Source organism: Cohnella nanjingensis (assembly GCF_014212125.1).
Taxonomy (GTDB): domain Bacteria; phylum Bacillota; class Bacilli; order Paenibacillales; family Paenibacillaceae; genus Cohnella; species Cohnella nanjingensis.
In genome coordinates this window covers 21863-34079 of record NZ_JACJVP010000021.1, presented here as the reverse complement: position 1 = coordinate 34079, position 12217 = coordinate 21863, and the positions used below count along the sequence as shown (strand labels likewise).

The 12217-nt window shown below is 62.4% G+C and carries 9 protein-coding genes; 7 read left to right on the top strand and 2 right to left on the bottom strand.

Annotated elements, in window-relative coordinates:
- Window positions 1–147: 147 nt before the first annotated feature.
- On the bottom strand, window positions 148–921 hold the full coding sequence (locus H7C19_RS12185; protein ID WP_185142923.1) for an OmpA/MotB family protein: 774 nt from the start codon (window positions 919–921) through the stop codon (window positions 148–150).
- A complete protein-coding gene (locus H7C19_RS12180; RefSeq protein ID WP_376775355.1) occupies window positions 881–1696 on the bottom strand; it encodes a flagellar motor protein in 816 nt (271 codons plus the stop codon). The genes H7C19_RS12185 and H7C19_RS12180 overlap by 41 nt, the downstream gene beginning before the upstream one ends.
- 163 nt (window positions 1697–1859) lie before the next feature.
- On the opposite strand from H7C19_RS12180, the gene uvrB reads away from it, so the two are divergent.
- The 7 genes from uvrB (at window position 1860) to H7C19_RS12145 (ending at window position 12119) form a co-directional block, all read left to right on the top strand.
- Window positions 1860–3848 carry an excinuclease ABC subunit UvrB gene (gene uvrB, locus H7C19_RS12175; RefSeq protein ID WP_185142921.1) on the top strand — a complete coding sequence of 663 codons (1989 nt, stop codon included), beginning with the start codon at window positions 1860–1862 and terminating at the stop codon, window positions 3846–3848.
- A gap of 436 nt (window positions 3849–4284) precedes the next feature.
- On the top strand, window positions 4285–7143 hold the full coding sequence (gene uvrA, locus H7C19_RS12170) for an excinuclease ABC subunit UvrA (protein WP_185142920.1): 2859 nt from the start codon (window positions 4285–4287) through the stop codon (window positions 7141–7143).
- 193 nt (window positions 7144–7336) lie between these two features.
- Window positions 7337–7999 (top strand): ribose-5-phosphate isomerase RpiA, encoded by a 663-nt coding sequence (gene rpiA / locus H7C19_RS12165; RefSeq protein ID WP_185143008.1) that lies wholly within the window; start codon window positions 7337–7339, stop codon window positions 7997–7999.
- Between the two features lie 683 nt (window positions 8000–8682).
- Entirely contained in the window at window positions 8683–10113 is a 1431-nt protein-coding gene (locus H7C19_RS35465) for a sensor histidine kinase (protein WP_185142919.1), read from the top strand.
- Window positions 10106–10810, top strand: a complete 705-nt coding sequence (locus H7C19_RS12155; RefSeq protein WP_185142918.1) for a response regulator transcription factor — start codon at window positions 10106–10108, stop codon at window positions 10808–10810. The genes H7C19_RS35465 and H7C19_RS12155 overlap by 8 nt, the downstream gene beginning before the upstream one ends.
- 128 nt (window positions 10811–10938) lie before the next feature.
- A complete protein-coding gene (locus H7C19_RS12150) occupies window positions 10939–11658 on the top strand; it encodes a YwaF family protein (protein ID WP_185142917.1) in 720 nt (239 codons plus the stop codon).
- Window positions 11655–12119 carry a hypothetical protein gene (locus tag H7C19_RS12145; protein ID WP_185142916.1) on the top strand — a complete coding sequence of 155 codons (465 nt, stop codon included), beginning with the start codon at window positions 11655–11657 and terminating at the stop codon, window positions 12117–12119. The genes H7C19_RS12150 and H7C19_RS12145 overlap by 4 nt, the downstream gene beginning before the upstream one ends.
- The last annotated feature ends 98 nt before the right edge of the window (window positions 12120–12217 follow it).

The window sequence follows — 12217 nt, the reverse complement described above, 5'->3', positions numbered from 1 at the left end:
AGGATAACCATTCGCTGCGCGTTCGCCAGATTTCGTTATCATGGGGACTCATCATCACCGGACTCCATATGAAAGCTCCCTATCGCCACTCTGGATACCGAAGAGGTTGCGATAGGGAGCTCTATTCGTTTCTATCGTTTTCTTGATTTAGGAGGCATCCGGCTGCCGCAGCACGAGGATCTCGACGCGGCGGTTCTTCTGGCGGTTCGCCTCCGTGTCGTTCGGGGCGATCGGCTGCGTGTCCGCGTAGCCGGCGATCTCGAACACGCCCTCGTCCAGCTTCTCCACGTCCACGAAGTACCGCAGCACGGATAGCGCCCGGCCCGCCGAGAGCCCCCAGTTGTCTTTGTAGACGGCCCCGTCCTGAAGCGGGAGGTTGTCGGTATGGCCCTGGATGGAGATGGTGTTGCGCAGATTCCCGAACAAGCTGGACAGCTTGGCCAGCACCGGCAGCGCATCGGACTTCAGGTCGGCCTTGCCGAGATCGAAGAGGAAGCGGTCCGACAGCCGGATCGCGATGCCCTTGGGCGTATCCGCGACGAATACCTGCGTTTCGAGGCGGTTGTCCTTCACGTAGGCCCGGATGACCTTCAGCAAGTCTTGCAGCTGCTGCTCGTGCGCCTGGATCTTCACCTCCGCGCGCTCGGGCGTCGGTTCCGCGCTGGGCGAGGGCGTCCGGTACTTGGCGGCGTCGATCCCGCCGTTCACGCCGGTGCCGAGCTCGATGACGCTGTCGGCCTGGCGGAACTGAAGCTGCAGGGACTGGGCCAGCGTGTCGTACTTCTTCACGTCCACCTGGCTCATCGCGTAGAGGATGACGAAGAAGATCATGAGCAGCGTGATGAGATCGGCGTACGTGATCAGCCATCGTTCGCTGTTGTCATGCGCGCCCGACTTGCGCTTGTTCCGGCTCCGCCGCATCGGCGACCACCTTCTTCCCCTGCGGAATGTCCTCCAGCAGCATGAAGGAGGTCAGCTTCTTGCGGATGAGGTTCGGATTCTCCCCGGCCTGGATGGCGAGGATCCCCTCCAGCATCAGCTCCATCGTCTGCACCGTCTCGGCTGTGCGGGCGCGAATCTTGGAGGCGACGGGGAGGTAGATGACGTTCGCCGAAGCGACGCCGTACAGCGTAGCCGTGAAGGCGACCGCGATCGACGGCCCCAGCGAGCCGGGGTCCGACAGATTGCCTAGCACGTGGATCAGCCCCATGACCGTGCCGATGATGCCCATCGTCGGGGCGAATCCTCCCGCCGATTCGAAGATCTTGGCCTGCTGTTCGAGCTTCCGCTCGACCGCGTCGATCTCGACTTCGAGGATCTGCCGGTTGAGCTCGGGGTCGGTGCCGTCCACCACCATCTGCAGGCCGTTCCGCAGATACGGGGTCGGATGCTCCACTACGCGGTTCTCCAGCGCCAGCACCCCTTCCCGGCGGGCGACGGTAGCGAAGTCGACGAGGTCGTCGATGAGCGCCCGCGGGTCTTGGGCCTGCGGGCGGAACGCGAGACGCAGCGCCTCGGGAATCTGCTTGAGCCGATGCGCGGGATGGCTGACCGCCACCGCCGCGAAGGTGCCGCCGAAGACGATCAGCAGCGCCGATTTCTCGATGAGGCCGCCCCAGTGCCCGCCCTCCCACAGGAAGCCTCCGATGAGGGCGGCGAGTCCTGCGAGGATCCCCCATGACGTCGTATGATCCAGCCGTTTCATGCAACCGCTCCTTTGACGGCGTTCCCTTAAAAAGTTATAATGGATGGGAACACATATTCTGTTTCGTGCCGGCAGTATATCCTATTTATCGGGATATTCGGGGCTGGAATAATATAGGACTTTGGTCTATGGGACAATGGAGGTGCGCGTCACGATGGCAGAGCCGTCTGTATTTAAGCTGATGTCCGAATACGAACCGCAGGGAGACCAACCGGAAGCGATCCGGCAGCTGACCGAGGGGGTCGAGCATGGCAAGCGGCACCAGACGCTGCTCGGGGCGACCGGCACCGGGAAGACGTTCACGATCGCGCAGACGATCGCGAAGGTCAACAAGCCGACGCTCGTCATCGCCCACAACAAGACGCTCGCCGCCCAGCTGTGCAGCGAGTTCAAGGAGTTTTTCCCGGAGAACGCCGTGGAATACTTCGTCAGCTACTACGATTATTATCAGCCGGAGGCGTATATCCCGTCTTCGGATACGTATATCGAGAAGGATTCCAGCATCAACGACGAGATCGACAAGCTGCGCCACTCCGCGACCTCCTCGCTGTTCGAGCGCAAGGACGTCATCATCGTGGCGAGCGTCTCGTGCATCTACGGCCTCGGTTCGCCTGAAGAGTACCGCGACCTGCGCCTTAGCCTGCGGGTCGGGATGGAGAAGTCGCGCAACGCGATCCTCCACAAGCTGGTGGACATTCAGTACCAGCGCAACGACATCAACTTCACGCGCGGCACCTTCCGCGTGCGGGGCGACGTGCTGGAGATTTTCCCCGTCTCGGTCGGGGACCGGGCCATCCGGGTCGAGCTGTTCGGCGACGAGATCGAGCGGATCACCGAGATCGACGTGCTCACCGGCGAGATCATCGGCCAGCGCGAGCACGTGTCGATCTTCCCGGCGTCTCACTTCGTGACCGCCGAAGAGAAGATGAAGCGCGCGATGGTGAACATCGAGCGCGAGCTGGAGGAGCGCCTCGCCGAGCTCCGCGAGGCCGGCAAGCTCCTGGAGGCGCAGCGGCTGGAGCAGCGCACGCGGTACGACCTCGAGATGATGGCGGAGATGGGCTTCTGCTCCGGCATCGAGAACTACTCGGGACCGCTGACGTTCCGCGAGCGGGGCGCGACGCCGTATACGCTCATGGACTTCTTCCCGGACGACTATCTCGTCGTCATCGACGAATCGCACGTATCGCTGCCGCAGATTCGGGCGATGTACAATGGCGACCAGGCGCGCAAGACCGTCTTGGTCGACCACGGCTTCCGCCTGCCGTCGGCGAAAGACAACCGGCCGATGCGCTTCGAGGAATTCGAGGCAAAGGCCAAGCAGCTCATCTACGTGTCGGCGACTCCGGGCCCTTACGAGCTGGAGCACTGCCCGACGATGGTGCAGCAGATCATCCGGCCGACGGGGCTCGTGGATCCGGTCATCGAAGTCCGCCCGACGAAGGGGCAGATCGACGACCTCCTGGGCGAGATCCGGACCCGCATCGCGAAGGACGAGCGCATCCTGGTCACGACGCTGACGAAGAAGATGGCGGAGGACTTGACCGACTACTTGAAGGAAGTCGGCATCAAGGTCCGGTATCTCCATTCGGACATCAAGACGCTGGAGCGGATGGCGATTCTGCGCGATCTGCGGATCGGCACGTTCGACGTGCTGGTAGGGATCAACCTGCTTCGGGAAGGGCTGGACTTGCCCGAGGTGACGCTGGTGGCGATCCTCGACGCGGACAAGGAAGGTTTCCTCCGGGCGGAGCGCTCGCTCATCCAGACGATCGGGCGGGCGGCGCGGAATGCGGAAGGCCGCGTCATCATGTACGGCGACAAGATCACGGACTCGATGGAGAAGGCGATCGGAGAGACGGAGCGCCGGCGCACGATACAGATCGCCTACAACGAGAAGCACGGGATCACCCCGCAGACGATCCGCAAGAAGGTGCGCGACGTCATCGAGGCGACGAAGGTGGCCGAGCAGAAGAGCACGTACCTGACCGGCATGGAGAGCGTCGACAAGCTGTCGAAGAAGGATCGCCAATCCGTCATCAACCGCCTCGAGGCGGAGATGAAGGACGCCGCGAAGAACCTCCAGTTCGAGCGGGCCGCCGAGCTGCGCGACGCGCTGCTGGAGCTCAAAGCGGGCATGTAAGGAAGCGGGAACCTCTTTGCCGGGCAAGGTGCGGCGGGAGGTTTTTTGCGCTTAGGTCGCGGCAGGGCGTTTCCTGGGATTCGCGCCGCCTGCAGCAGAGATTCTCTGGAGCTGAGCTCGCAGCAGGATATCACCCGGGATTCGCGACGCAAGCGGTTTAACGGCCGGAGCGGGACCGATGCCGATGCGGGCGGGAAGGAAGCGGACCGGCCGCCGTTCATCCCTCGCGATTCGGGGTAGAGGTAAGAGTGACTCCTCTTTCCGGCGCGGAACGGGAAGGGAAATGACGAATTTGGCTATCGCGGGCCGGATTTCCATTTGCATGCCAGTTCCGGACGCCGTATAATGAAATGAGAACACATATTCTTATGTACGGATCGACTGCGGCCGGTTTGACGCAAGCCCCGCCGTGACCGTTGCGAAAGGGGCTTTCCCGTTGGGTAACGAAAGCATCGTCATCAAAGGCGCCCGCGCCCATAACCTGAAGAACATCGACGTGACCATTCCCCGCGACAAGTTCGTCGTGCTGACGGGGCTTAGCGGCTCCGGCAAGTCGTCGCTGGCGTTCGATACGATCTACGCGGAGGGACAGCGCCGCTACGTGGAGTCGCTATCCGCCTATGCGCGGCAGTTCCTCGGCCAGATGGACAAGCCGGACGTCGACTCCATCGAGGGGCTGTCGCCCGCCATCTCGATCGACCAGAAGACGACGAGCCGCAATCCGCGCTCGACCGTCGGCACGGTGACGGAGATCTACGACTACCTCCGGCTCATGTTCGCGCGCGTCGGCCATCCGCATTGCCCGGATCACGGCGTGGAGATCACGTCGCAGACCGTCGAGCAGATGGTCGACCGCCTGTTGGAGTACCCGGAGCGCACCCGGCTGCAGATCCTGGCGCCGATCGTCTCCGGCCGCAAGGGAGAGCACGCCAAGCTGCTCGCCGACGTGCAGAAGCAGGGCTTCGTGCGCGTGCGCGTCAACGGCGAGATCATCGACCTCTCGGAGACGATCGAGCTGGAGAAGAACAAGAAGCACTCCATCGAAGTCGTCGTCGACCGGATCGTGGTGAAGGACGACGTCGCCACGCGGCTCGCCGATTCGCTCGAGATGGCGCTCAAGATGGCGAACGGACGCGTCATCGTGGACGTCATGGACCAGGAAGAGCTCATGTTCAACGCCAATTTGGCTTGTCCTATCTGCGGCTTCTCGATGGAGGAGCTTGCGCCGCGGATGTTCTCCTTCAACTCGCCCTTCGGCGCCTGTCCGGAGTGCGACGGTCTCGGCGTCAAGATGGTCGTCGACCCGGCGCTGCTCGTCCCCGACCGGTCGAAGAGCATCGATGACGGCGCGTTCGAGGCTTGGGCGGGCAGCACGTCCAACTACTACCCGCAGTTTCTGAACGCCGTCTGCCGGCACTTCCGCATCCCGACGAACGTGCCGATCTCGGATCTGGACGACAAGCTGCTGAACACGATTCTGTACGGCACCGGCTCGGAGAAGATCCGGTTCCGCTACGAGAACGAATTCGGTCACACGCGCGACGCGCTCGTCCAATTCGAAGGGGTCGTCCCCAACCTGGAGCGCCGCTACCGCGAGACGGCTTCGGAGGGGATCCGCGAGTTCATCCAGGAATATATGAGCGCGCAGCCCTGCGCCAAGTGCAAAGGGCACCGGCTCAAGAAGGAGTCGCTCGCCGTCACCGTCGGCGGGGAGAACATGGCTTACGTCACCGGTCTGTCGATCGGAGACGCGCAGCGGTTCTTCGCCGGACTGACGCTGAACGAGAAGGAAAAGCAGATCGCGAACCTCATCCTGAAGGAGATCAACAACCGTCTCGGCTTCCTCGTGAACGTCGGCTTGGATTACTTGACCCTATCCCGCGCGGCCGGCACGCTGTCCGGCGGCGAGGCTCAGCGGATCCGGCTCGCGACGCAGATCGGCTCGAGTCTGATGGGCGTGCTCTACATTCTCGACGAGCCGAGCATCGGCCTGCATCAGCGGGACAACGACAAGCTGATCAAAGCCTTGGAGCATATGCGCGACCTGGGCAATACGCTCATCGTCGTCGAGCATGACGAGGACACGATGATGGCGGCCGACTATCTGATCGACATCGGCCCGGGCGCCGGCATCCATGGCGGCACGGTCGTCTCTTACGGCACGCCGGAGCAGGTGATGGCGGACCAGAACTCGCTCACCGGCGCTTACTTGAGCGGCCGCAAGTTCATTCCCGTGCCGCTTCAGCGCCGCAAGCCGAACGGCAAGTGGCTCGAAGTGAAAGGCGCCAAGGAGAACAACCTGAAGAACCTGAACGCGAAGATTCCGCTCGGCGTCTTCACGGCGGTCACCGGCGTGTCGGGCTCGGGCAAGTCTACCCTCGTCAACGAGATTCTGTATAAGACGCTGGCCCGAGACCTGAACAAGGCGCGGATGCGTCCCGGCGAGTATCGCGAGATTCTCGGCATCGAGCATCTCGAGAAGGTCATCGACATCGACCAATCGCCGATCGGCCGCACGCCGCGTTCGAATCCGGCCACGTACACCGGCGTGTTCGACGATATCCGCGACGTCTATGCGATGACGAACGAGGCCAAGGTCCGCGGCTACAAGAAAGGCCGATTCAGCTTCAACGTCAAGGGCGGCCGCTGCGAAGCGTGCAAGGGCGACGGAATCATCAAGATCGAGATGCACTTCCTGCCCGACGTCTATGTCCCTTGCGAAGTGTGCAAGGGCAAGCGCTACAACCGCGAGACGCTCGAAGTGAAGTACAAGAGCAAGAGCATCGCCGAAGTGCTGGAGATGACGATCGAGCACGCGACGGAGTTCTTCCAGAACATCCCGCGCATTCACCGCAAACTCCAGACGCTGCTGGATGTCGGCCTCGGCTACATGACGATCGGGCAGCCGTCGACGACGATGTCCGGGGGCGAGGCCCAGCGGGTGAAGCTGGCCGCCGAGCTGTACAGACGAAGCACGGGCAAGACGCTGTACATCCTTGACGAGCCGACGACCGGACTTCATGCGGACGACATCGATCGTCTCCTGCAGGTGCTGCAGCGGCTGGTCGACTCGGGCGAGAGCGTGCTCGTCATCGAGCACAATCTCGACGTCATCAAGACCGCCGACTACCTCGTCGACCTCGGACCGGAGGGCGGCAGCGGCGGCGGCACGATCGTCGGCACGGGGACGCCGGAGCAACTGGCGGCCAACGAGAAGTCCTATACGGGCAAGTACCTCGGCCCCGTCCTGGAGCGCGACCGCGCACGTACCGAAGCGGCGCTCGCGCGCGCCTAAGCGATCAAGAGAACAGGCAGCCTGCGCCTCGCGAGCTGCCTGTTTTTTGCGCTTATCGCAAGGTGGCCTCCGTTTCTCGCAGTTGAACGCGCCGGGCGGGAGTAGGATAATGAGAAGATCATCATACGCGCATCAAGCCCTTTAGGACGTTAAAGTTGAAGGACATCAAATGGCGGAGGTCGCAAACGTGGATATTAATCCTAAAAAAATCGCAGCGGAAGAAGCGGTCAAGCTCGTCGAAGACGGGATGATCATCGGACTCGGCACCGGCTCCACCGCCTATTGGGCGATCGAGCGGATAGGGCAGCGCGTGAAGGAAGGGCTGCGCATCCAGTCGGTCGCGACGTCGAAGCGTTCCGAAGAGCAAGCCCGCCGCCTCGGCATCCCGATCATTCCGCTGGAGGACATCGAACGCATCGACCTCACGATCGACGGCGCCGACGAGGCCGATGGGGACCGCAATCTGATCAAAGGCGGCGGCGGTGCGCTGCTGCGGGAGAAGATCATCGCGACCCACAGCAAGCGGCTGGTGATCGTGGCGGACGAATCGAAGACGGTAGATACGCTGGGCCGCTTCCCGCTGCCCGTCGAGATCGTGTCGTTCGGCGCCAACTTGACCTTGCTGCGGTTAACGGCGCTGGAGGGGCATCCCCATATCCGCATGGAAGGCGACCGGCCCTACGTGACGGACAACGGCAATTGGATCGCCGACTGCCGATTCGAAGCGATCGCCGATGCGCCGAGGTTGGAGCGGGAACTCAACCTGATCCCCGGCGTCGTGGAGAACGGTTTGTTCATCGGAATGGCCTCCTCCGTGTACGTGGGTCATGCGGACGGTTCGGTCACGGTTCAATAAGGCAGCGTTCTGCCGATCCGCAAAATAGTATCGATACGCCGCCGAGTCGGACGTTTCGGCACGCTGTAACGATAAAAAGTATCGTTACAGCGCCAAGTCAGGCGGTTCGGCACGCTGTAACGATAAAAAGTATCGTTACAGCGCCAAGTCAGGCGGTTCGGCACGCTGTAACGATAAAAAGTATCGTTACAGCACCGGATCAGGCCGATCGGCAAGCTGTAACGATAAAAAATATCGTTACAGCGCCAAGTCGGGCGGTTCGGCACGCTGTAACGATAAATATTATCGTTACAGCGCCAAGTCAGGCGGTTTGGCACGCTGTAACGATAAAAAGTATCGTTACAGCGCCAAGTTAGGCGGTTCGGCACGCTGTAACGATAAAAAGTATCGTTACAGCACCGGATCAGGCCACTCGGCACTCTGTAACGATAAATATTATCGTTACAGCAGCAAGCGAAGCAACATGGCGGCTTTTAACGATAGAAAGTATCGTTACATGGGCAACTGTACGCTTCCGTACACACGATCAAAACCACTTCTATTCGTATCCGGCACTGCGGAACGGACGGATGAGGAGATGGCGATCCGTTTCCGTCCCGCGCCCGAAGAGGGGATTCCGCCGCCGTTGTCGAAAAAGTATCCTTCACGCAACTTTCGACGACGGGAAGAGGAGGGCGGGGCGAGTGTTATTCGTATGGCCGGCCTTATGGGCGGTGGCGCTGTTCCTGCTCGTCTCCGATCCGCGTTCGTCCGCGATCCGCCGCCTCTCGGCCGTCGCTTTTCTCGGCGGCACCGGCGCTTTGGCCGCGGTCGTCGACGGCACTTTCATCCCGGGGCTCGCTTCAGAAGCCGCGATCGCGCGGTGGGAGCCGACGCTCTATCGGGTGCAGGTCATAGCTTCGCTCGCTTCCTACTATGGCGTGCCGTACGCCTTCCTGCTCTTCGCGGTCGCGTTCCGGCCCGCGGGCTGGCCGCGGAAGCTGCGGCGTTGGCTGCCGGCCGCGCTGCTCCTGCCGATCGCGCTTTGTCTGCTGCTCTTGCCCCCGTACACCGAGCGCTACCCGATCGCCTTCAGCGTCGTCGTATGGTGGGCGGCGCCCTATATCTTGTTCGGCGCGCTGCACATCTTGCTGCACAGGCCTCGCCATGCGCCTTTTTCCCCGGCTTACTGGATCGTCTGTCTGGCGGTATTGCCGCCGGTGCTCTTCCTGCTGACGATGAATTACATCCTGCCGAGCCTCGGATGGCTGCGGATGTGGGTCTACAATACTTGGATCGTGGGGCTCGCGATCGCCATCTTCGTCCTGGGTTTGTTCACCTACGGGTTCATGGGCACGCGGCTGCTGATCGATCGCCGCAGACTCGACTCCACCCTGCGCGCCGTCACCTCGGGGACCGCGATCCTGAACCACGCCATCAAGAACGACGCGGGCAAGATCCGCCTGTTCGGCGAGAAGATGAGACGTTATGCCGAGGAGACCGGCCAGCCGGAGCTGGCGGCCGACGTCGAGACCGTGTTGGGCGCCACCCGCCATATGCAGGAGATGATCGCGCGCGTGCACCGGAGGACCGACGATCTGGCGCTGCAGCCGGCCGAAGCGGACCTGGGTGAGCTCGTTCGGCGCACGCTGGCGGCCTTCGAGCCGATGCTCGCGGAGGAACGGATTCGACTGCTGTGCGACTTGGCGGAAGGATGGCGCTGTCAATTGGATGCCGCGCAGACGGGCGAGGCGCTGAGCAATCTGATCGCCAATGCGATCGAGGCGATGCGCGCCGCGGACCGCGGCGAAGGGGTCCTGCAGGTTCGGTTGACCGAGGGACGGCGGGAGCTGACGATCGAGATCCGGGACGACGGGCCGGGCATGGACAAGGCGCAGGCGGCTCGGGCGCTGGAGCTGTTCTACACGACCAAGCGCGGCGGAGCCAACTTCGGGCTCGGCCTCCCCTATGCGTATCACGTCATGCGCAAACACGGCGGCTCGCTGCAGATTCGGAGTCGGAAGGGCGCGGGAACGAGCGCGTTCCTCACCTTCCCGAAGCGGAAGGTGCAGGCGGTGAAGGCGGAAGGCCGGCCGATGGCGGAGACGGAGAGGAGCGAGACACGGCATGGATAACATTCGCGTATGGATCGTCGAGGACGACGTGGACTGGCTTCGCGGGCTAGCGGCCTATCTCGCGGGCGAGCGGGATCTGGAGGTGACCCTTGCGACGGACCGACCGGAAGCGGTGCGCCGGGCGCTGGCGGACGGAGAAGCGCCTCCGGCCGACGTGGTGATCATGGACATCATGCTGCACGGCGAGCCTGAGGGCATCGTGCTCGCGGAAGAGACGGCCGCCGTCTCCGGCGCGCGGGTCGTCATGCTGACCTCGATGGAGGAGAAGGAGCTCATCTTCCGTTCCTTCCAAGCCGGCGCGATCGACTACCAGCTCAAGTCCGACTTCGAATCGCTGCCCGGCGCCGTACGTGCGGCCGCGGCCCGGCAAGCTTCGATCAGTCCCGCCGCGGCGGAACGGATGCGGGAGGAGTTCCGCAGACTGAAGCTGCTCGAGCGGGAGTTCGAAGCGAAGAAGCTCCGGGACCGCATCACGCCGGCCGAGCTGCAGCTGCTCGAGATGGTGGACCAGGGCTACTCCCAATCCCAGATGGCGGACAAGCTCGTCATCTCGATCCGGACGGTGAAAAACCATATCAATCACATTCTGAAGAAGCTGAAGGCCGGGGGCTCCAAGGAAGCGGCGCAGCAGGCGAAGGCGATGGGGTTGTTCGATCGCCCGGCGGAATCCGGAGACGGGGAAGATCGGACACCCTGATAGCCGCATCGAATAAGACATGCCGAATCGGGCATAACGGATGGTACCACGCCAAGTTGGTACTATTTTTTTTGCGCCGGTTTTCTAGAATAAAGAGGGAATCAAGCCTGTTAAGGAGGCGTATCGGCATGGCATTCGAAGCCTACTCGCTCGCTCATCTCGCGGCCCTTGCCGCCGTGGCCGCATCTATCGCAGCGATCATCGGTTTTCGCGGCCGCTTGCGGACGCCGAAGGTCAAACGGACGGCGAGAGCCGCGTTCGTCGCCGCCGTCGTCGTCTGCGAGGGCGCGATGCTCGTTCGCCGCGCTTGGACGAACGATTGGGGGTTCGAGGCGCTGCCGTTCGAGCTCTGCAGCTTGATGATCTGGCTGTCCGCTGCCGCCGTGTGGACGGGTAACAAGAGGCTCTACGAGCTGACGTTTTTCCTTGGTATCCTGGGCGCGGCGCAGGCGCTGCTCACGCCCGATCTGAATGTCGGGTTCCCCGACTTTCTCTACTTTCACTTTTTCTTCGGACATCTCGTGATCGTGGCTGCGAACGTATACATGACCGCGGCGGAGGGCTATCGGCCGACGAGAGGGTCGATCTGGCGGGCGTGGATCGGACTTCACGCGTTGGCCATTCCGGCTGCGATCGCGGATCGCCTATGGGGGACGAACTTCATGTTTCTCGCCCGCAAGCCGCCGGGCGCTTCGCTCCTCGATCTACTGGGGCCGTGGCCGTGGTATCTGCTCCAGTTGGAGGTCGTCGCCGTGGCGCTGATGCTCCTTCTGTACGGCGCCGTCTTGCTTGCGGACCGTCTGCACGGTCGTCATGCCGGATCCCTGCAAGGAGGCGGCCAACGATGACTGACGCTAAGAGGAAGGCCGCTCCGAGAGAAACCTATTATCTTTGCGCCACCACCTGGATCTGCGCATTCGTGCCGGCCGTCCTCTATTTGGCAGGCTTCGGAATCCCTCTCCGCAGCTTAGGGTTTCATGAAGGCTGGGGAGCGCGATGGGGCATCGGTTGGGCTTGCGTATCCATGGTGCTGGGCGCTGTTCTGCTAAGAGACATGGCGAGGCTTCGGAGAGAGGAACGATCCGGCGTCGGCCATCGCCTCTACGGCAGGATGCCGGCTTTTCTGCTTACGCTTTTCCTCGCCCTCATGCAGTTGCCCCCGATCTTGATCTGGTCCGGGATGGGCCTGATGAGCGGCGCGGGCGAAGCGAGGATCGGATATGCGGTGCATGCAGCCGCCCTGCTGCTCTTGTCGATTCAGTTGGCGATGCTTCTGTTCATGGGCCTGAGAGGCCCGCGCGACGGATAGGCGCTATTCGGCCCGGGAGGGGGCAATTTGTACTTGGCATGACTACGGTTCGTTCCCTCTCTATACGCGTTTCTGTTAAAATAAGGGCATCTATCTTC